This is a genomic window from Algorimicrobium bowmanii (assembly GCF_054031195.1).
The window spans coordinates 2,362,654-2,386,770 of sequence record NZ_CM132929.1; the positions used below are offsets into that span (position 1 = coordinate 2,362,654).

The 24,117-nt window shown below is 35.3% G+C and carries 14 protein-coding genes; 13 read left to right on the plus strand and 1 reads right to left on the minus strand.

Going from position 1 to position 24,117, the window contains the following annotated elements:
* Positions 1–98 precede the first annotated feature (98 nt).
* The gene (locus ACW5R3_RS10550) at positions 99–1,181 is read left to right on the plus strand and encodes a glycosyltransferase family 2 protein (protein ID WP_456576981.1); all 1,083 of its coding nucleotides are present in this window, start codon (positions 99–101) and stop codon (positions 1,179–1,181) included.
* A 7-nt stretch (positions 1,182–1,188) separates the two neighbouring features.
* Here the strand turns inward: ACW5R3_RS10550 and ACW5R3_RS10555 are convergent, their stop codons facing one another.
* Entirely contained in the window at positions 1,189–1,890 is a 702-nt protein-coding gene (locus ACW5R3_RS10555; RefSeq protein ID WP_456576982.1) for a sulfotransferase family 2 domain-containing protein, read from the minus strand.
* Positions 1,891–2,249: 359 nt separating this feature from the next.
* Between ACW5R3_RS10555 and ACW5R3_RS10560 the strand changes: the two genes are divergently transcribed.
* From ACW5R3_RS10560 to ACW5R3_RS10615, 12 genes are all read left to right on the plus strand, one after another.
* A complete protein-coding gene (locus ACW5R3_RS10560; RefSeq protein WP_456576983.1) occupies positions 2,250–2,825 on the plus strand; it encodes an L-threonylcarbamoyladenylate synthase in 576 nt (191 codons plus the stop codon).
* Positions 2,826–2,842: 17 nt separating this feature from the next.
* A complete protein-coding gene (locus tag ACW5R3_RS10565; protein ID WP_456576984.1) occupies positions 2,843–4,261 on the plus strand; it encodes a CCA tRNA nucleotidyltransferase in 1,419 nt (472 codons plus the stop codon).
* Positions 4,262–4,300: 39 nt separating this feature from the next.
* Positions 4,301–4,750, plus strand: coding sequence for a GNAT family N-acetyltransferase (locus ACW5R3_RS10570; RefSeq protein WP_456576985.1), 450 nt, complete (start codon positions 4,301–4,303; stop codon positions 4,748–4,750).
* A 2-nt stretch (positions 4,751–4,752) separates the two neighbouring features.
* Positions 4,753–5,766, plus strand: coding sequence for a COX15/CtaA family protein (locus ACW5R3_RS10575; protein WP_456576986.1), 1,014 nt, complete (start codon positions 4,753–4,755; stop codon positions 5,764–5,766).
* 36 nt (positions 5,767–5,802) lie between these two features.
* A complete protein-coding gene (locus tag ACW5R3_RS10580) occupies positions 5,803–6,321 on the plus strand; it encodes an IS1096 element passenger TnpR family protein (RefSeq protein ID WP_456576987.1) in 519 nt (172 codons plus the stop codon).
* Between the two features lie 137 nt (positions 6,322–6,458).
* The gene (locus tag ACW5R3_RS10585; protein WP_456576988.1) at positions 6,459–7,355 is read left to right on the plus strand and encodes an ABC transporter ATP-binding protein; all 897 of its coding nucleotides are present in this window, start codon (positions 6,459–6,461) and stop codon (positions 7,353–7,355) included.
* An 18-nt stretch (positions 7,356–7,373) separates the two neighbouring features.
* Positions 7,374–8,201: an ABC transporter permease gene (locus tag ACW5R3_RS10590; protein ID WP_456576989.1), complete on the plus strand. Its 828-nt coding sequence runs from the start codon at positions 7,374–7,376 to the stop codon at positions 8,199–8,201.
* 27 nt (positions 8,202–8,228) lie between these two features.
* Positions 8,229–11,543, plus strand: a complete 3,315-nt coding sequence (locus tag ACW5R3_RS10595) for a T9SS type B sorting domain-containing protein (protein ID WP_456576990.1) — start codon at positions 8,229–8,231, stop codon at positions 11,541–11,543.
* A gap of 39 nt (positions 11,544–11,582) precedes the next feature.
* A complete protein-coding gene (locus ACW5R3_RS10600; RefSeq protein WP_456576991.1) occupies positions 11,583–13,430 on the plus strand; it encodes a gliding motility-associated C-terminal domain-containing protein in 1,848 nt (615 codons plus the stop codon).
* Between the two features lie 130 nt (positions 13,431–13,560).
* Complete coding sequence (locus tag ACW5R3_RS10605; protein WP_456576992.1) at positions 13,561–18,378, plus strand: choice-of-anchor L domain-containing protein; 4,818 nt, start codon at positions 13,561–13,563, stop codon at positions 18,376–18,378.
* A gap of 93 nt (positions 18,379–18,471) precedes the next feature.
* Positions 18,472–20,808, plus strand: a complete 2,337-nt coding sequence (locus ACW5R3_RS10610; protein ID WP_456576993.1) for a choice-of-anchor L domain-containing protein — start codon at positions 18,472–18,474, stop codon at positions 20,806–20,808.
* 67 nt (positions 20,809–20,875) lie between these two features.
* Positions 20,876–24,028 carry a T9SS type B sorting domain-containing protein gene (locus ACW5R3_RS10615; protein ID WP_456576994.1) on the plus strand — a complete coding sequence of 1,051 codons (3,153 nt, stop codon included), beginning with the start codon at positions 20,876–20,878 and terminating at the stop codon, positions 24,026–24,028.
* Positions 24,029–24,117 lie beyond the last annotated feature (89 nt).

Sequence of the window (24,117 nt, forward strand, 5' to 3'; positions counted from 1 at the left end):
TGGTTATTATTTGACAGATTTCAAATATAACAATTATGAAACAATATAGGTTTTAGTAAGATATAAATAGTTATTTTAGCTTTTATTTCACATATATAATGCAAGACAAAGCACCTTTAGTTTCCTTTATTCTACCTTGTTATAATGTAGCCGATTATCTAGAAAAATCATTACAGGCTGTTCAGAACCAAACCCTAGCCGATTGGGAATGCATCCTTGTTGATGATGGCAGTACAGACGAAACGGCCCGCATTATAAAACCGTGGACTGATGAAGACCCGCGGTTTAAGTATGTGTATCAAAAAAACAAAGGGCTTTCTGGAGCGCGAAACACCGGGATAGAAAAGGCTTCAGGTGCCTATATATACTTTTATGATCCGGATGACTTAATTGCCGAAACAACGCTTGAAAACTTAGTTGGCCTGAGCCAAGACCAGGTGGATATTGTAATTGGTAAAAACGCTATTACCCACGGGCAAAACACCGAAATAAAAGATTATTTAAACCACTACCAACACACCTTAAAAACCATTGATAACACAAACAAAAACCTTCTTAAAATAGCCATTGAAGAAGACATTATTTGTGTGGCTTGGAATAAGCTGATTAGAAAATCCTTTATAACGAAACACAACCTGCAGTTTAAAAAAGGCATTTTACACGAAGATGAACTGTGGTTTTTTGAAACCTTATTTTATGCGAGAGCGGTGGTGTTTAATAACACAGCTACCTATTTCTATAATGTTGCCAATACCAATTCCATAACCAACACCTTTAAAAAGAAAAACTTAGACTCCTACTTGGAAATCCTCCCGGTGGTACATAAAAACTACGTATTAAAAACCACCGATTCCGTAGCCCAACAAATGGCAGGGAATTATTTAGAGCACCTGAAGTATAAGACCTTAACACATTGCTACAAGCAACTCTCTAAATCAGACAAACGTGCTTCGGATGTAGACATCGTGGAAACGTTTAAAACTTTAACGCCTAGCTATGCCAATCCAAACTTACTAGCTTCTAAAAACAAAAAACAATTAGTGGCACTCCAACAAGTACAGAGCTTACTGCCTGCAAAACAGATAAAATATTTGAAATATGCTGGTGCTAACCGCTTGGACAGAAAACTTAAAAAGCAACTTATTTTAGCACAAATAAAACTTAAAAACCTAGGTAATTAATAGGTAATTAATTAGTAGCAGTAGTTTCTAGTTTCCGACTGAAATACATGTTAATATCTTCAGCAAAGCGTTTTTTAAATTTAACATGCGTATTTAAAAGCTGTAAAACTTTAGGACTCACTCCCTTTTTATTGATATTAAGTTTAGCATTACTTTTAATAACATCATTATAATTTTCGAGTAAAATAATATCTAATTTAGACAAACCATCTACCACTCCTTTAGAGAGAAAATACGATTGCCCCCTAAAATGCCTATCCGACAGATAATCTGGTAAACGTATAACTTTGGTTAAAAACGACTCAAAACTATCTTGACTTGTTATACCAAAAAAACCTGTTAAACCCGATGGGTGTTCGTACATGATATTTTTAGACTTTTTCACATCTTGATAGCAGGAATAAATACGCTCAAATGGATTTCTGATAACCATAAACATCCGCTTCCCCTTTGTAAAAGCTTGATATTTTTTAAAACTATAAAAATACAAACGGGTAACCATGCCATTGGTTTCATCAGCCGGATCGATTCGGTGTATTTCTGGAAACTGACTCTCAAAACTAGGTTGGTAAAGCCGAATTAAATTTAGTTTCACCGTTGAACACCCCGATTTAGAAATTATAGGGTAAAACGTATCCGTTTCTTTTACATAAAAAACTTCTATCGGATCAATTAATCGTGAACCAATTAAACCTCTAAGAAAGCGCATCCCTGTTAAATTCCCTATTCGTAGCCCCAATACTTCTGTCTTTAATATTTTTCAGTAAATATATAAATCCATCTGCATTTAAAACCCCTTATGCTTTTATTTTTATGCTGATAATGCTATAACCTTAGCATAGCAACTAGCTATAGGAAACACCCGTTACCTTAGCAATACGGTTTGGGTTTGGGCTAAAATACTTGAAAACAGAATAGAGTCGGTAATTCTGTCGTTCTCTATTTTTAGAAATCGTTCCTTAATATAAAAAACGACTTCTTTTTTTATTATAGGCGAAATCATTAGGATTCAAAACATAACCGCTTATATATTTATTATCTTTGCATACTCTAAAATTAAGAGCCTATATGTCTCAAGAAATAATGAAAAACGAAATAGAAAACGCTTTAGAAGTTTTAAAACGCGGTGGACTAATTTTATACCCAACAGATACGGTATGGGGAATTGGTTGTGATGCGACCAACGCAGGAGCGGTTCAAAAAATATACAACCTAAAACAGCGAGCCGATAACAAGGCATTAATTTGTTTAGTAAACAACTATAGCATGCTAGAAAGGCATGTTGATAATGTACCTAAAATAGCCTATACCATTTTAGATATTGCAGACAAACCGACAACCGTTATTTACGATGCGCCAGCTGGAATTGCTGAAAATTTAGTAGCAAAAGATAACACCTTAGCTATACGAATTGTAGATCATGATTTTTGTAAAAAAATGATTAAGTATCTGGGCAGACCTATCGTGTCTACATCGGCAAATCTTGCAGGAAAACCAACACCCAAATCCTTTAAAGAAATAGATGAAGCGATTTTAAAAGGTGTAGATTATGTAGTAAATTTGCAGCAGCAAAAAAATGGCGGAAACCCTTCAACTATTATAAAACTAAGTAATAGTGGTGGTGTAAAAATTATTCGGGAATAACTAGTTAGTAAGATACAATGAATCACAAAGAAGCACTAAACCACTCTATTTTTAATATCATTTCAAAATCAGCTAGCGAGTTACAGGTAGACTGTTACGTTATTGGCGGCTTTGTTCGCGACTTTCTTTTACAACGTGGCAATCCTAAAGATATTGATATTGTAGCTGTTGGTAGCGGTATTGAACTAGCCCGACAGGTTGCTATAAACTTACCAAACAAACCTAAGGTTCAAGTTTTTAAAACCTATGGCACAGCCATGCTGCGGTTTGAAGATATTGAAATTGAATTTGTAGGAGCGCGTAAAGAAAGCTACACTGAAAACAGTAGAAACCCTGTGGTTGAAAACGGGACTTTAGAGGACGATCAAAACCGAAGAGATTTTACTATTAATGCGCTTGCTTTAAGTTTAAATAAAACTAGTTTTGGCGATTTATTAGATCCGTTTCTAGGTGTTCAAGACTTAGAAAATAAAATAATCAGAACCCCTTTAAACCCCGATATCACCTATAGTGATGATCCTTTACGTATGATGCGGGCCATTCGTTTTGCAACACAATTAGTTTTTAAAATTGAAGAAACCTCACTGAATGCTATTACCAAAAACAACCACCGCATTGAGATTATTACCAAAGAGCGTATTGTGGTTGAACTGAATAAAATCCTAGAGTCGCCAAAACCGTCGATAGGCTTTTTATTATTAGAAAAAACGGGCTTGTTAAAACAAATACTCCCAGAACTTACAGCACTGAAAGGTATTGATGAAATTGAGGGACAACGCCATAAGGATAATTTTTACCACACCTTAGAAGTGGTTGATAATATTTCGCAAACCACCGACAACCTGTGGTTACGATGGGCTGCCTTACTGCACGATATTGGAAAAGCACCAACCAAACGCTTTAGTAAAAAAGTAGGTTGGACCTTCCACGCGCATGAGTTTGAAGGTTCTAAAATGGTGTACCGCTTATTTAAAAGGTTAAAAATGCCTTTAAATGACAAAATGAAATTTGTACAAAAAATGGTATTCATGAGCTCCAGACCAATTGTACTTGCCGATGATATGGTGACCGACTCAGCTGTTAGACGTTTAGTTTTTGACGCTGGCGATTATGTAGAGGATTTAATGACCTTATGCGAAGCTGACATTACCACTAAAAACCCTAAAAAATTTAAAAAATACCATAACAATTTCAAACTTGTTCGTGATAAAATTGTTGAAGTTGAAGAGCGTGACCAGATTAGAAACTTTCAACCTCCAGTTACAGGCGAAGAAATTATGAAAACCTTTGACCTGAAGCCTTCTCGCGAAATTGGCATCATTAAAGAAACCATTAAAGAAGCCATCTTAGAAGGCGAAATTCCAAATGAGCACGCAGCCGCTTTTGAACTCATGCTTAAAGAAGGTAAACGCTTGGGACTAACAAAAAGTGAGTAGCTAATGGTATTTCGTGTTTGTAAATAAAAAGCAAAAAAAATGCATGTAGTTAAAACCCATTCAGAAAACCCAGACTTTATTCTCCTAGTAGAAGAACTAGATGCCTATTTAAAGGTTTTGGATGGTGATGAGCATGATTTTTACAACCAGTTTAATACAATTGATGTTTTAAAAAATACTATAGTTGCTTATATAAACAACATACCTGTTGGCTGTGGCGCTTTTAAACAATACAATACATCAAGCATTGAAATTAAGCGCATGTATACAAACCCTAAATCTAGAGGTCAAGGTGTTGCCACAAAAACACTACAAGCTTTAGAAGATTGGGCCAAACAATTAGGCTATAAAAAATGCATTCTAGAAACTGGAAAACGGCAAACCGAAGCTATAGCCTTTTACAAAAAAAATGATTACAATATAATAACAAACTATGGCCAATATGCAAATATTGAAAACAGCTTGTGCTTTGAAAAAGAATTAATTTAAAGATGAAAAAAGACAACAAAAAAGTAATTTACTGGCTATTTACAGGCTGTTTCTTAATATTTATTATGGTGGTCGTTGGTGGTATCACCAGGTTAACAGATTCTGGCTTATCTATTTCAAACTACAAATTAATTACAGGTACCATCCCCCCAATTGGCGATGCTGAATGGCAACAAGCTTTTGAGTTATACCAACAGTATCCAGAATTTCAAAAACTACACTCCCATTTCACTCTAGAAGATTTTAAAGGGATTTACTTTTGGGAATGGCTACACCGTGTTATCGGACGTCTAATAGGGTTGGTTTTTGTAATTCCTTTCCTTTATTTTTTAGCAACAAAACAGCTCACCAAAAAAACTATAAAAAAATGCTTGGTACTACTTGGCTTAGGTGGTTTTCAAGGATTTTTAGGTTGGTATATGGTAAAAAGTGGTTTGGTAGATATGCCGGATGTGAGTCATTTTAGGCTAGCCGCACACCTAACCACAGCCTTTTTAACCTTTGCCGCAACCGTTTGGGTAGCACTAGACTTAATGTACCCCAATAAAAAACCTGTGAACACCAAGTTCAGAAACCTAATAATAGTAACCTATGTAATTTTAATTGTTCAGATTATATATGGTGGTTTTGTTGCAGGGTTAAAAGCAGGTTTACTACACAACCATTGGCCATTTATGAATGAAGAAAAGTTCATGCACGAAACGGTTTATATTTTAGAGCCCTTTTATAAAAACCTTATTGAAAACCCAAGTGGCATTCAGTTTGTACACCGAACTTTTGCTTATTTGGTTGTAATTTTCATTTTTATTTTATGGTTTAAAGCCCGTGAAATGACACTAACAAGTTTACAACAAAAAGGAATTAACACCCTATTAATCCTCGTAGGATTTCAATTTTTATTAGGCGTTTTAACCATCATCTACGCTGTACCACTTTGGCTTGGTGTTGCCCACCAAATTGGTGCTTTTTTCTTGCTTACAGCTATGACATTTACACTCCACCGATTTAGCAAATAATATTAAAATAACTACCTTTGCAGCATAAATAAAATTATGATATATAGATTTCGAATAATACTAGATAACGACAGTGATAAGGACGTTTTTCGCGATTTAGAAATTCGCGATACAGACACCATGGAAGACCTGCATAATAGCATCACCCAATCCTTTGGATTTGATGGCTTAGAAATGGCTTCTTTTTACTTGTCGGATGACGAATGGAATCAAGGAGAAGAAATTTCTTTATTTGATATGAGTGATGGCTTGAATCCCGTAAAGCTTATGAGCCAGTCCATTTTAAAAGATACCGTTGATGAATTTCAGCACAAACTAATTTATGTTTATGATTTTTTAAGCATGTGGACATTTTATGTTGAACTTGCAGAAATTGTTGAAGAAGCCGAAGGCACCGATTATCCAAATCTGATGTTTGTTCATGGGCAAGTACCAGACAAAGCGCCGGAAAAAAACTTTGAAGCTGAGAATTTAGACGCTTATGGTGATGAGTTTGATGACGACTTAGATATTGATGATTATGACAATTTAGATTTCGATCAAAACTGGAATTAATTTCTTGGCTAAACCAAAGCCTTATAACAGATACTATTAAAAAGCATTCATAACGGAATGCTTTTTTTATTTTACCTTGTAACAAATCTAGAAATGAATCGTCCTACTTATAACCACTAACAAAAACCAATACGATTTTGGAAACCATTCTTAAAATTAATAATCTCACCAAAAAATTTGGCTACCTAACGGCTGTAAATAATTTATCATTCACCATTAACAAAGGAAATGTGTATGGTATTTTAGGGCCTAACGGGAGCGGAAAATCGACAACCTTAGGAATTGTCCTTAATGTTGTAAACAAAACATCTGGCGAGTTTAGCTGGTTTGGTGGTAACACCTCAACACACGATGCATTGAAAAAAGTAGGTGCTATTATTGAACGCCCTAACTTTTACCCATACATGACTGCTCATCAAAATTTAAAGCTTGTCTGTAAAATTAAAGGTGTTCCGTATTCTAAAATTGAAGAAAAATTAGAACTCGTAAATTTATTAGAAAGAAAGGATAGTAAATTTCAGACCTTTTCATTAGGTATGAAACAGCGTTTAGCAATTGCATCAGCCTTACTAAACGACCCTGAGATTTTAATTCTAGATGAGCCTACAAACGGACTAGATCCGCAAGGGATTCACCAAATTAGAAGCCTTATAAAACTTATTGCTAGTCAAGGAACTACTATTTTGTTAGCCTCACACCTTTTAGATGAAGTAGAAAAAGTATGCTCGCATGTGGTTGTACTACGAAAAGGCGAAAAGTTATACGCCGGACGTGTAGATGAAATGATATCTAGCCATGGTTTCTTAGAACTTAAAGCAGCCGATACCACGAAACTAAAAACCTTTTTAGAATCGCGTAAAATGTTTGGCAAAGTAAAACTAGAAGGCGACCTCATTACAGCCTTTTTAGAAGAACCTGTAGATACACAAACTGTTAATTCATTGCTGTTTGAAAACGGCATTATCTTAACGCACTTGGTAAAACGTAAAGAAAGTTTGGAAGAACAGTTTTTACAATTAACCGACAACAACTAATCCTACAAAACCAACCACATGTTTCGACTAGTCAACTTAGAATTACAAAAACTGCTTTTAAGCAGAACCAATAAGATATTAATTTTCATTTCCTTTATCCTACCGTTTACGGTGCTAATTTTAGCCTCGATAAAAATAAACTTCTTTGGTTTTTTTACCTTAGAACTGGGCGAATTAGGCATTTTTAATTTCCCTATTATTTGGCATATTACCACCTTTTTCGCTTCATATTTCAAGTTTTTCTTTGCCATTGTAGTGGTTAGTATGATTGGTAATGAATACAGTAATAAAACCATCAAGCAAAATTTAATAGACGGCTTAAGTAAAAAGGAGTTTATACTTTCTAAATTCTATACTATTGTCTTTTTCTCCCTATTTGCAACCCTATTAATTACACTCGCAACCTTTTTTATTGGTCTGTACTACTCAAGTTATACAGAAGCTAGTATCATCTTTAGAGAAACGGAATTTATTTTAGCCTATTTTGTTAAACTGGTTGGGTTCTTCACCTTATGCTTATTTTTTGCAATGCTGCTTAGACGTTCGGCTTTTGCTTTAGCTTTTCTATTTGTATTATATATTGTAGAATGGCTAGTGTTTTGGGGTGCTTACAAAATTACAGGAACTACCGAAGGCGCTTTTAGAATTAAAGGTTTTATGCCTTTAGAGTCCATGTATAATTTAATAGATCAGCCGGTTCAGCGTCTTATGATGACCAAATTTCCCGACAAAGGAGATCTTGCTTACGATTATGCCGTGCATTGGTATGAAGTACTTATTGTACTAGCTTGGACTGCAATATTGGTGTTTTTGTCCTTAAGATTATTAAAGAAGCGAGATTTATAATATATTTGGGGATTAATACATCCCTTAATGAAAAATTTATCCCTCTATATATTTTTATTAGTTTTTTCTACTGCCTTTGCTCAAGAGCAAGCCTCTAATTGGTATTTTGGTGAAAATGCTGGTATCCAATTTCAACCTGACGGCTCTGTTGTAGCTCTAGATGATGGACAATTAAACACGGTAGAAGGTTGCTCTTCCATATCGGATAGCAATGGCGACTTACTATTTTACACCGAAGGTTCGACAGTTTACACAAAAAATCATACCATTATGAGTAATGGTATGGGGCTTTTAGGAAACTTGTCTAGTACCCAATCGGCTATTGTAGTTCCGAAACCTGAAGATGCTGATATTTATTATATTTTTACTGTAGGTTCTAATCAATCCTTAACAGGTTTGAATTACTCGGTTGTAGACATGACCTTAGATTCTGGTTTAGGTGCTGTAACAATAAAAAACCAAAGACTTTTAAATCAATGTGCTGAAAAAATTGCTGCTGTATTGCGAGACTGTGCTACAGGCGCTATTTGGGTAATTGCTTTATCGAATGCTAACGGTTCAGGCACATTTCCTTTAAATACCTTTCATGCGTTTGAAGTAACCACTGCAGGTGTAAACAACACGGCCGTAACAACATCGTTCAGCAGCCTGACTTCTAATAATGATATGCGTGGTTATTTAAAATTCTCTCCCGATGGATCCAAGGTAGCTTGTGCTTATACCGCTGAAGGTATCTATCTTTTTGATTTTGATGTAAACACAGGAATTTTCACAAACGATCGTCAGTTATCAATACCAAGTGTAAATGACAGTCCTTATGGAGCCGAATTTTCACCTAATAGTAACATTTTATACGTAACAGCTTCTAATGATTACTTCGGAACCGGTGCAGACACAAGCCCTAGTCGCCACCAATCAGTATTAGTACAATACGATTTAACAGCCTTAAACATCAGCACTTCAGCAGTTATTCTAGACAACAGAACATTATACCGAAGCGCATTACAATTGGGTCCAAATGGTAAAATTTATAGAACAATGGCGGAAACCTACACCAGAGGTTTACCATCTTTAAGTGTTATAAACAGTCCAAATTCAGTAGGTACTGCTGCCGATTATGTGCATAATGCTGTTTCGTTAGGTCAAAATAATTCAACACAGGGTTTACCGCCTTTTATTGCCTCCTTTTTTGTTGAAAAAATTGATATCATTGGCAACGCCAGTAGTGAAGGGCAAAATACTTTTTTACCACTCTGTACTGGTGACATCTACACCTTAACAGCCGATGATATCCCTGGTGCGACTTATACATGGACGAAAGACGATGCGCCTTTAGCTGAATCAGATTTCGATTTAGAAGTTGATGAAGCCGGTGTTTACAAAGTTGTGATTGATTTGAATAACGGCGATTGTAATAGAATTGAAGGTGAAGCGGTTGTAGAATATTTTGATATACCTGTTGCTAACCCTATTTCGAAACTAGATATTTGTGATACGAGCACAACAAGTGAATTTGATTTAACGGTTCGTGATATTGAAATATTAGGCACCCAAGACCCAGCTAATTATAACGTTAGTTATTTTGAAAACACCACCGATGCCAATAATAACGAAAACGCCATTGTAGGCTTATATACTAATACCAGCAACCCACAAACTATTGTAGCACGTATTGATAACAAAGGAAATGCAAATTGTTATGAAACAACTACTTTTGAGATACAGGTTTATATTACGCCGGTTGTTTCTGCTATTGATGATCAAGTTTGGTGTGATGATGCGGTAGATGGCGATGATGCCAACGGACAGGTTACGATTAATTTATTAGATTTTGATGCTATAGCTTTAGGCACTCAAAATCCTGCCGATTTCGACGTAAGTTATTATACGTCGCAGAATAATGCCGATTTAGGAATCTCTCCGCTGCCGAATGACTATTATAATCAAACAGCTTTTCAAGAGCTTATATTTGTAAGAGTTGAAAATAATCAAAATACAGATTGTTATAGTACAGACTCTTTCACGGTTAACATAAATCCGGTACCGGAAGCATTCAATAGCAGTCTTATTCAATGTGATGTTGATGGGAATTCAGATGGTATAACAACCTTCAACCTAGAAGAAGCATACGATACAATAAGCGGAAGTTCAGCTACGGTAAGTGTTGAATATTATGAAAATGCTGCCGATGCTATGAGTAGCAGCGATGAGATTGATGCTGCTAGCTACACAAACACTAGCAACCCAGAAGTTCTAATTGCTAAAGTTATTGATAACACTACCGGATGTTATAAATTGGCAGACTTAACCTTGGAGGTCAGTACAACACAAATAAATAATTATGATGCTCCTGTGGCCTGCGATGAACTAGGTTCTGAAGATGGAATAAACACATTTGATTTAACGGAATTTACAACAGCCATTCAGCAAGACAACGGCATAACATTCCCGGTAAGTTATTATGAAACATACAACGATGCTTTATTAGAAACAAATGCATTAACATCTCCATATACTAATACCACACCATACAACCAAACCTTATATGCACGTGTGGAAAACAACAATGCCTGTTTTGGTATTGCTTCGGTTAATATTACAATTAATAGCCGTCCAACTTTAGAAGCAGATGAAACGCTGCTATATTGTTTAAACACCTACCCGCAGTCTATTTTTATTGACGCTGGTGTTTTAAATGATTCGCCAAATAATTATACCTATTCATGGTCTTCTGGTCAAACAACCAATCAGATAGCTGTTAATGAAGTAGGTAATTATACCGTTACTGTTACCAATAGTGCTGGATGTGAACAAACACGTACGGTTAACGTAGAAGCTTCGAATATTGCGACTATATTAGCGCTTGATGTTTCAGATGGTTTACAAGGCAATAATAGCGTTACTGTTATTGTTTCAGGAGAAGGTGAGTATGAATATGCGCTTTTTGATGATTCCGGTAATTTATATGCAAACTACCAGACGAATCCTGAGTTTACAAATGTTAAACCAGGCATCTATACTGTTATGGTGAAAGACGTTAAGAACGATTGTGGAACTGTAGACGCTGTTGTTTCAGTTATTGGATTCCCTAAAGTATTCACACCGAATGGTGATGGAATGAATGACACTTGGAATGTTTACGGAGTTTCGGCACAAATACAACCAAACACCCGAATTTTAATTTTTGACCGATACGGTAAACTCCTGAAGCAACTAAGTCCATTAGATCGTGGTTGGGATGGAACTTATAAAGGCGAAACACTTCCGGTAGATGATTATTGGTTTTCTGTGCAATTGCAAGATGGCCGTGTGTTTAAAAGTCACTTTACATTAAAGCGTTAAAATTTAAAAAGCGTATATTTAAAATTGTTACCATGCGCTATGTCTCAATTAAATAAATATATTCTTTTAGTAATAGTTTGCTTTACTAGTACAACTGTATTCAGTCAAGAAATTTCTTTATTTCAGCAATTAAATGGCCGTTACGACTACCTAGCTATTGGTAACACATTAAACCAATCTGAAAATAATTTAGATAGGACATTTTGTGAAACACTCCCAAATTCGGATGCTTTATTGGCAATAGATAACGACTGGCAAATTGTACGAGCTTATTTATATTGGGCAGGTTCGGGTACCGGTGACACCGAGGTATCTTTAAACCGTACCAACGTCATAGCCGAAGAAACCTATACCGTGGACTATAATGATTCCTCTTATGGGGTACTCACCTATTTTTCTTGTTATGCCGATATAACATCTTATATATTAGAAACTGGAAATGGGCTCTATAATTTTTCGAATTTAGATATTTCAGAAACTCTAAATTCAAACCCCGGCTATTGTAATACACGAACAAACTTTGCGGGTTGGAGTATGTATGTTGTGTATGAAAATGAAAACCTCCCCATCAATCAAATAAATATTTTTCAAGGCTTAGAAATTATCAATAGAAACGTTCAAGAAAAAAACATCTTGCTAGACAATGTTAATGTTTTGGATAACGAGGGGGCTAAAATTGGCTTTCTAGCTTGGGAAGGTGATAGTAATTTAAATTATGGTGAATCCTTACTCATAAACGACAACCTACTATCAAACCCTCCATTAAACCCTGAAAACAATGCTTTTAATGGCACCAATACTTTTACACAAACTGCCAATTTTTACAACGGCGATTTAGATGTTTATACTATTGAAAACAATATTTCGGTTGGAGATACTTCGGTAGCCATAAAACTAACTACTGGTGCTTTAGATGAATTTGGTATATTTCAAGCTGATTTAATTATTTTAAATAATATCATTACTGTACTAAACAGTCAACTTCCCGATGCAACAATACGGGTTGAGCATGTTATACAAACCTGTGCCACAAGAACGTTAACATTTAGCTATACGGCACAAAACTTTAATGCTACAGAAGTTTTACCTCCGAATACACCTATAAGTATTTATGCCAACAACGAACTCATAGCACAAGCCGAAACGTTAAACCCTATTCCTATTAATGGCATAGAAACACAAACGATTGCCATTGATATTCCGGAGTATATCCCGGAGAGTTTTATACTTAAAGCTGTTATAGATGATACTGGAACAGGATTAGGGATTGTTACTGAACTGAATGAGTTTAACAATGCGTATACGGAAGCTATTAATTTACTACCAGAACCTGAAGTAATTAATCTTCCGGATTTTGAAGATTGTGATACGGGCTATAATACAGCCTATTTTGATTTAACAGAACAACTACGTTATATTGATAATCAAGACACACAAACTGCTACATTTTACCTTTCAGAAAGTGACGTGTTTACGGAAGAAAATGCTATTCTTATTCCGGAGTATTATGAAAATACGGTTTCACCACAAGAAATTTATATCCGTATAAACACCGAAAACTGCTTTAATTTTTATAAATTTAACCTAAGCGTTATAAACTGCCCCCCCTATATTCCTCAAGTCTTTACACCTAATAATGATGGCCATAACGATTGGTTTAACATTCAAGGGCTTTATACCATTTTTGAAAATCATAAATTGATAATATATAACCGCTGGGGAACAGAAATATTTGAAGGAAACGATCAATCGCCATGGAGAGGCATTGCTAATAAAGGCAGTCAAACAAACGGAAAACGCGTGCCTGTTGGGACCTATTTTTATGTTCTTTATTTAAACGACCCCAATTACAAACCCATTACAGGTTATGTATATGTTACCTACTAAACATCTAAATTGCATTTAAACGGTAATTTTAGCGTTTCATCTGATTAATTTAGTACATTTGCTCCTCAACTGTCCCCTACAAATCTGACAGTTACCATTTTAAATGTTATTAAAAATAAAATATACGGTTTTGCTTACTGGGCTTTTATTGGCTTTTGTAAGTGTGGGGTTTGCACAGCAGATTTCAATAAACGACACCTACACCGCTCAACAACTAATTGAAGACCAATTAATTGATGGTTGTGTGGAAATTTCTAACGTCCAATCTTTAGTAAACGGCCAAGTTAATAATATTAATAGTTTTGGTTATTTTGAGCGTGGAAATTCAGCCTTTCCATTTGAAAACGGCATTATTTTATCAACAGGTGCTGCAAATTCTGCAGGGAATATAAACAACGCTAATCTATTAAATGATGGTGAAGCAGATTGGTTAACCGATGCTGATTTAGAATCTGCTTTAGAAATATCTAATACTTTAAACGCAACTTCTATAGAATTTGACTTTATATCCGTTTCTAACCAAGTTCAATTTAATTACATTTTAGCCTCGGAAGAATATTATGCCAACTATCCTTGTCAATATTCCGATGGTTTTGCCTTTCTTATAAAAGAAGCAGGTACAGCAGATCCTTATGTAAATGTATCTGTTATACCGGATACAGATATCCCTGTAAACACCAGCACCATTCATGAAGAAGTTGTTGGGTTCTGTCCGGCTGAAAACCAACAATATTTTGGCGGTTATGACTTAGGAGATACTAATTTTAACGGAAGAACAACGGTATTAACAGCCTCTGCCACTATTCAACCTAATGTAGAGTACCACATAAAATTAGTAATTGCCGATCAGAATGACGAAAACTTCGATTCAGCCGTATTTATCCAAGGGAATAGTTTTAATTCTACCGTTAATTTAGGTCCTGACCTAACAACCTGTGCAGATGCTATTAGTTTAAACGGCGATATACAAAACTCTTTAGCTAATTACCAATGGTTATTAGACGGCGTTATTATTGCTGGTGAAACAAATCCGACTCTAAATGTTATTACTTCTGGTACCTATACCGTTTCGATTTCCATACCTATCAATAATACCATTTGTGAAATAGAAGACAGCGTAAATATTACGTTGAGCTCTGAGCAATCTGCAGGTAATATTCCAGATTATATTGTATGTGATGACGCATCAAATGACGGTGTTGAATTGTTTGATTTATCAACAAAAGACACTCAAGTACTAGCAGCCGTTCCTCCAGGTAATTATACCATTTCATATCATTTTAATACAAATGACGCTCAAAGTGGAAGTTTTCCAATTAACACACCAATTTTAAACTCGGTTAGCTCGCAAACTATTTATGTGCGAATTTTAGATACCGATAATGGTTGCTTAGCCTACGGTTCGTTCCTTTTAGTTGTAAATCCACTTCCAAACATTACTGCTCCAGCACCATTAGAAGTTTGCGATGACGGTAATGGTGATGGTTATACCTTAATAGATTTATCGCTTAATAATGATATCATTACAGGCGGCAATCCTAATTATGCCATAAGCTATCATTACAATCAATCTGATGCTGAAACAGGTACGAATCCCGTACCCACTCCGTATAACCATGTTACGACGAGTGATATTCTATATGTAAGCGTTCAAGACACAATAACAGGTTGCCGAAATACGACAATACTCAATATTACCGTTTTAGAAGGTCCTAATATTGATAGTCAAATTCAAACAATTGATGCCTGTGAACAGGATGAAGACGGCTTCGAATCCTTTGATTTATCAGTTGTAATTCCTGATATATTAAATGGCCTTACCAATGTTACAACAACATTTCATGAAAGTTATACTGAAGCACAAACAGGAGCTAACCCAATACCCGATATTACAAATTACACCAATACACAGGCTAATTTTCAAGTAATCTACATTCGTGTTATTGATAATGTAACAGGATGCCCGGCAATAGCATCCATAGAATTACATGCTAATTTAATAATAAACGAAACCAATATTCGAAACTTCTACGCCTGTGATGATGCATCAAATGACGGTGTTGCTGATTTCAATTTAGTAAATATTTCAAACCTAATACTAAATGGCGTTTCGGATGTTACTATTTACTTTTACGAAACAGAAACAGATCAACAACAAGGCACAAATCCTATAGATCAAACACTTCCTTACCAAGTTGAAAATTTCTCAGAACCGATATTTATAACTTTAGAAAGCGCTGACTGTAATGTGCAAACCGAAATAGAACTCATTATAAATCCGGCACTTATATTACAGCCTTTACCTCCAGTGACTTATTGTAATGATCAAGCCAACACCTTTGCATTAATAGACCTATATAGCTTTGACAACACCGTTGCTCAAGGTTTTCCGAATGCTAATGTTACGTATTTTGAAACGGAACAAAATGCAATGGATAATTTAGATCCTTTACCAAGATATTACAATAATACAAGTAACCCATTAACGCTTTTTGTTCGTGTAGCTGATGCTATAACAGGCTGTAATGATGTAGGTCCATTAGAAATTGAAGTGCTTCCTGCCCCGGCTACAAATACCCCTTCGGACGTTATTATTTGCGATGATGATCAAGATGCCTACTCTATAGTTAATTTAGATGCTAAAATTTCAGAATTAACCAATGATACAACTGGTTTAAACATATCCTTTTACACCAATATTACCGATGCTGAAGCAAATAACAACCCCATTGTAAATACAGATACCTACAATGCGCAAACACAAATTATTTACACGAGAGTGGAACGCATAGCAACAGGATGTTTTGTGATTAATGACTTTGAGATAATTATAAATACAGAACCTGTTTTTATTGACATCCCTAACTTTAATAACTGCGAAACAGATGGGGATCAAATTGCGGAGTTTATATTTGAAGACAAAGATGCTGAAATACTTAATGGGCAGCCAGGGAAACGTGTTCTTTATTTTGAAAACGAATTGGATGCCATTAACAGAGTTAATATAATTGAAAAAACTACTGTTTATGAAAACACAAGCAACCCTCAACTAATTCATATTCGAGTAGAAAACATTAGGGATACCAACTGTTATGGTCTAGATACCTTTTATATTGAAGTCGGGTCAGTTCCAATATACAACCCGCCATTAGATACTTTTTTATGTGATGACATAACTAATGATGCTCAGGAAACTTTCGACCTAACGCTTATTCAAGATGAAATGAGCCAAGGGAGTACAGATAATTTATTGATAACATTTTATGAAAATTTAGACGATGCTGAAAATGCTGAAAACGCCATTTCGTTAAATTACACCAACCAATCCAATCCTCAACAAATTTACACCCGTATTGAGAATGGTACCTACTGCTACGGAATTGCTAGTTTTGGACTAAATGTTATTCAAGTACCACGAGTTAATCAAGCTTCACTTATGCAAGAATGTGATATCGATTATAACTCTAAAGCCATATTTGATTTAACCGTTGCTGAATCTGAAGTTTTGGATATTAGACAAGATGACATTTTGGTTAGCTACCATGAAAATTTAAACGATTTGGAGGCTAATATTAATGAAATACCAAATCCAGAGGCTTACGAAAATACAGAATCACCACAAACGGTATACATACGTGTTACCAATACCGTTTCAAACTGCTACGTTACGGTTCCTTTAGATTTAGAAGTGAATCTTCCTCCAGCCATTACCCCTATTTCAAATTATAATATTTGCGAATCGACAGATAACACATTTAATTTAGAAGAGGTTACAAATAGCTTAATAGATAATAATGACACACAAGTACTACTTACTTATCATGCGTCGCAAGCAGATGCTTATTCAGGAGCAAATGCTTTAGATACCAATTATAATTATAGTTCTAATGCTGATATTATTCACGTAAGAGCAGAAAATACATTATCAGGCTGCTTTGCTACAAGTTCTTTTACCCTATTAGTAAACCCCACGCCAATAGCACATACACCTGCAAACTTGGAAGCTTGTGATGATAACTACGATGGGTTATTCGTTTTCGATTTATCACAACAAACCAATAGTATTCTAGGCGGACAAAGTGCCACCAACTATTCTGTGACATATTTCGAACTAGAAATTGAAGCCATTGAAAATACAAACCCTATTACTAATTTAAACTACAACGCGTTCCATGAACAAGTTATATATGCGCGTATTGAAAACAACATTACCCACTGTTTCAACACAACTAGTTTTACGACTATCATTCACAGGAAACCTTTAGTTGAAATACCAACTCAAACCGTTTGCTTAGATAATTTACCATTAGTTGTTTCTGCTGAAACGGGCTTTGATACAGACAGTTATTTATGGTCTACTAATGCAACTACACCTGAAATAGAAATAACACAAATTGGAACTTACAGAGTAACCGTTACCACTGATTTAGGTTGTACAACTACCGTGTTTTTTGATGTTATAGAATCTGAACAAGCAACCATTGAATTCACTGAAACAGTAGATTTCTCTAACCCTAACAACATTACCGTAACTATTAGCGGTATAGGTAATTATGTTTATATTTTAGATGAAGGCGTACCACAAACATCTAACGTTTTTTACAATGTAAGTTTAGGACCTCACACAATTGAGGTGTATGATTTAAACGGGTGTGCTTCTGCTACTAAAGATATTGTAATTATTGATGCACCACGCTTTTTCACACCAAATCAAGATGGTCAAAATGACACGTGGCATATAACTGGTGTTACTCAAATACCAGGGACTATTGTATATATTTTTGACCGCTATGGCAAACTATTAAAAACGCTTAGTCATAGCTCTTCAGGTTGGGATGGTACATATAACGGCCATAATATGCCATCAGATGATTATTGGTTTTTAGCTAAAGTTAAAAAAGGAGATATTATGTTTGATGTGAAGCGGCATTTCACCTTAAAACGCTAGATAATCTAGCCTAATGTGACATCCAAAAAAGCAGGTCTTCCTTTTCGTTTAGAAATATTCTTATTCCGTATCTTTGCATTCCAATTGCTAAGAATGAAAAATATATTTTTTGTATTCACCTGTTTTTTCTCTCTGCTGTCTTGGTCTCAGAACGTCATAGTAGATACGCGTACCTATACAGCACAAGAACTAGTTGAAGACATTTTGATAGATAGTGACTGTATCAGTAATATTAATGTTACCGAAACTGTTAGTGGTGATTTTAATGGTGCTGATTTAAGTTATGGCTATTTTGACGCCAATAACTCTAGCTTCCCATTTAGGAGCGGTATTGTTTTATCAACAGGACAAGTTCAAAACTCAGCAGGACCAAACACCACATTAAGTGATGACAATGCGCCTAATTGGGGTGGGGATGCCGATTTAGAATCCGCATTAAACGAGACTAACACGACAAATGCTACTATTTTAAAATTTGAATTTGAGGCAATTGCCGACCAGATAAGCTTTCGTTATATATTTGCTTCCGAAGAATATCAAGAAGGCAATAGTAATACCTGTCGGTATTCAGACTTGTTTGGGTTTTTAATTCGCCCGACTAACGCTCCTGCAGGGCAATATGAAAATATTGCAGTAGTGCCAAACACACAAGTCCCTATAAAAGTAACCACAGTACATTCTGGCATTCCTAATAGTTGCGACCCCATTAACGAACAGTATTTTGGTAGTTGGAACGGTCCTAATGCACCAATAAACTTTAACGGGCAAACTGCTATTCTAACGGCAACAGCTAATGTTATCCCCAATACAACATACGAAGTAAAATTGGTAATAGCAGATGAACAAAATTACCGATATGATTCCGCTGTTTATCTAGAAGCAGGAAGTTTCAAGTTAAGTTCTAACTTAGGGCCTAATTTACTTATTGCTGAAAACACGGCACTTTGTGCTAATGAAACCATGGAGTTAAATGCCTTTCAACCTGGTAATAATAGCTATAAATGGTTTAGAAATGGTGTAGAACTCCTAACAGAAACGAATGCAACTTATACCGTAACGCAACCCGGAGATTATGACGTAGAAGTAATAATAGATGGGACCTGCATAAGCACTGGCAATGTTGTTATCGAGTATGCTACGAATCCCATAGTAAGTGACACAACACTTATAGCCTGTGATTTAGATTTAAATGGATTAACAACCTATAATTTATTTGATGCTGAGTTGGCTATTACTAATGCCGATTCGCAATTACGAATTCAGAATTTCTATACAACTTTTATTGGTGCTGATAGTACAGGTGATAATTTAATTTCAAATCCATCAAATTTTGAAAATACGGAAGTATTACAAACGGTATACGCACGCGTTACCAACTCTAATGGTTGTACTTCTGTTGCTGAAATTATACTTGATATTGCGAACAACACCGTTAACCTACCCCCTTTTTCAGCTTGTGATACTGATTTGGATGGTATTATAACATTTGATATATCTGAGATAGAAACCTTTGTACGTTCACAACCAGATGTACCTAACACGGCTTCTATTTTATTCTTTGAAACTGAAACAGATTTACTAAATCAAAGTAATCCTATTAGTAACTCCTACGAAAATACAAGTAGTCCTAATTTTGACACCTTATATTTACAAATTACCAACAATGGTAACTGTTATGCTTTTACTAGCTTAAATTTAAACGTTTTAAGCATTCCCGAATTAGGCCCAGACGAAACAACATTCTATTGCTTAAACGACTACCCTGCTCCTATTAGCATTTCAGCAGGAGTTTTAATAGGTTCAACAAATAGTTACACATATCAATGGTTTTTGGACAATGTAGATTTACAATTAAACAGGCCTCAAATTCAAATTAACGAAGTGGGTAATTATTCCGTAATCGTAACGAATCAGAATAATTGTACAGCAACTAAACTAATTACAGTTGAAGCATCTAGCTCTCCAACCATAAATGATATTATTGTTTCAGAAACCTCATCGGATAATACAATTACAATTATTATTTCTGGAGACGGTGATTATGAGTATAGTTTAGATGGCGGTAGTTTTCAAACGAGCTCCGTTTTCTATAATGTTCCAGCCGGCGTACATACTATAACAGTAAATGATACACAAGGTTGTGGTTCGGTTTCTCAAGATGTGTCTGTTCTTGGATTCCCTAAGTTTTTTACACCAAATAATGATGGGATGAATGATATTTGGAAACCAATTGGCATCCAATCAAATGCTAGTAAAATTGAGATTTCTATTTTTGATCGTTATGGCAAATTAATCAAACAAATAAACTCGCCTTATGATGGCTGGAATGGTACTTATAAAGGGCAATTAATGGGCTCTGATGATTATTGGTTTCGCGCAATATTAAACAACGAGAAAGAATATTTAGGACATTTTTCATTAGTAAGGTAATAGTAACACTAGGATAATATTTGATTATATAAATATTTCCTATTTTTGCCTGCCATTAATTTTTGAAATGAAACAAACTCTAATTTTTCCCTACCTAATAGCTGCATTATTTATTAGTAGCTTTAATTTTGCTTTAACCCCTAACGTGGATACTATTCCCGAAATAGTTTCTAACACGCCTTGCCCTGCTCCGGTTTTATCAAGTTTTTCTCCGCAAAGCGGTCCTGAAAATACAATGATAACTATTACAGGTAGTAATTTTAGTGATACAGCAACTGTTTTAATAGACGGTATTTCTGCTAGCTTTAATATTATTAGTGATACGGAATTAACCGTTTACTCACCAAGTGGAACAAGTGATTCTGCTTCCATCTCGGTTACGAGTAACGGTGGATGCACAGGAAATTCATCAACAAATTTTAACGTCCTACAATCCAACTGTAGTGTCGGTGATATTTATATTTCAGAAATATATGATGCTATATCTGGAAGTTATGCCGTTATAGAACTTTTTAATCCAACCAATACGGCTATAAATTTGGATGGTGTATATATAATTGATCGTTATGGAGATATTGGAAATGCAGCGCCCAGTCATACTTACGCTATGCTAGGAACAATTGCTCCTTTAGACACCTTTATTATTCTATTAGGTAGTGGTTCTGACTGCCCTAGTTTGGTATCCGATTTCACTGTAGGAACAGGTATTAATGATAATGATGAATTTAAACTCTTAAAAAATGGGACGCTGATTGATATTGTTAACGCACCAGCAGAAAGAGGTTATACTATTATTAGAAATGCTGATGCACCTATACCACAAACTACATACGATATTAATGATTGGTCGATATACTCCCAGGAAGACTGTTCAGATTTAGATTCCCATACGGCTGATCCTATTGTTAATAACACACCTACAATAACACAACCTGCTGATCAAAGTATTTGTGAGAATGGTACGGCTACTTTTAGTGTTTCCGTTTCTAGCGGTACTTTTAACTACCAATGGAAAACTTTAAATGCTTCAGGCGTTTGGGTAGATGTTGTAAATAATGCAACCTACTCTGATGCTACAACGAACACCTTATTAATAAATAATGCTCCTGTATCCTTTAATAACAATCAATATTATTGCGAAATAACATCAGCTAGCTGTAATTTAGTATCTGATGCTTCGCATTTATTTGTTTCAAACCCTAACGTTGATTCTTTATCAAACCAAGAGGTTTGTACCGAATATATCTTACCTGTATTAACTGATGGTTATTACTTCACACAAACCAACGGTGCTGGTACACAATTGAATGCGGGACAAGCTATCACAACCAATCAAACTATTTATATCTATAATGAAATTGGTACAGCTCCGAGTACCTGCTCTAACGAAAGTAGCTTTACCGTTACTGTTTTAGGGACACCACCTGTAGACACGTTACCTAACTATACAGATTGTTCTAGCTATACGTTACCAGTTTTAACCGATGGAAATTATTTTACAGGGCCTAACGGAACAGGAACACCTTTAAATGCCAATGAAGTTATTTCAACAAGTCAGACTATTTATATTTATAATGAAATTGGTACGGCTCCTAACAACTGTTCTAATGAAAGTAGTTTTACAGTTACCATTTCAGGAACACCACCTGTAGATACAATTACCAACCAAGAGGTTTGTACCGAATATATCTTACCAGTATTAACTGACGGTAATTATTTCACCCAAACAAATGGTGCTGGCACACAATTAAATGCGGGACAAGCTATCACAACCAATCAAACTATATATATCTATAATGAAATTGGTACAGCTCCAAACACTTGCTCTAACGAAAGCAGTTTTACCGTTACTGTTTTAGGAACACCGCCTGTAGACACGTTACCTAACTACACAGATTGTTCTAGCTATACTTTACCTGCTTTAACCGATGGAAATTATTTTACCGGCCCTAACGGAACAGGAACACCTTTAAATGCTAACGAAATTATTTCAACAAGCCAGACTATTTATATCTATAATGAAATTGGCACAGCTCCAAACAACTGTTCTAATGAAAGTAGTTTTACGGTTACGATTTCAGGAACACCACCTGTAGATACAATTGCCAATCAAGATGTTTGTACGGATTACATCTTACCAACTTTAACCAATGGTAGTTATTATACGGGACCAAATCAGACAGGAAGCATGTTAAATGCTGGACAAGTTATCACAACAGACCAAACTATATATATTTATAACGAAACAGGTGTCGCTCCAAATATTTGTTCTAACGAGAGTAGTTTTACCGTTACGATTGTAGGAACTCCACCGGTTGACACCCTTGGTAATAGCACAGATTGTTCGGCATATATTTTACCTTCTTTAACTAATGGATCCTATTTTACTGGTTCCAACGGAACAGGAACACAACTAAATGCAGGCACCTCTATTACCACAAGTCAAACAATTTACATCTATAACGAAATTGGTACAGCGCCTAACAACTGTTTTAATGAAAGTAGTTTTACCGTTACAATTTTAGGAGAACCAGCAGTAGATGTTTTATCTAATGAAAGTAGCTGTTCTGAGTTTGTTTTACCTGCTTTAACAAACGGAGACTATTACACGGAAACTAATGGTGGTGGCACGCAGTTATTTGCTGGCGACTCAATAACAAACGATGATGTAATTTATATTTTTGCTACTAACGGAAGCTGCTCTAGTGAATCGCAGTTTACAGTAACTATTTACCCTGCAACCGATTTTACACTAACTGAAGATAATTTAAATATTAATGATAATACTCTACAGGTTATCATGACCGATACAAGTATATCTTATGAGTACGCTGTAGATAGTGGTAGCTTTCAAACGAGTCCACAATTTACAGGACTTTCAAGTGGTACCCACACACTTTATGTACAAGATTTAAATGGTTGTGTTATTAAAACTATTGACTTCGAAATTGAAATGGTAGAGTCAATTCATATTCCGTTATTCTTTACACCAAATAACGATGGTCAAAATGATGTTTGGAAAATTACGGATCCAGAAAACACCATTAAAGAAATCTTCGTTTTTGATAGATATGGAAAACTTTTAAAGCAATTACCATTACAATCTAAAAGTTGGGATGGCTTATACCGTGGCTACTTAAAAGAAACCAACGATTATTGGTACCTTATAAATTTACGTAATGGAGAGCAACTGAACGGACACTTTACCTTAAAACGCTAGATTTTCCGTAATTTTACAAGATGAAACAAGCTTGTCTGTTGTCTAATTTCCAAAGACCAAAATTAATGCGAATAGCATGTGACACTTGT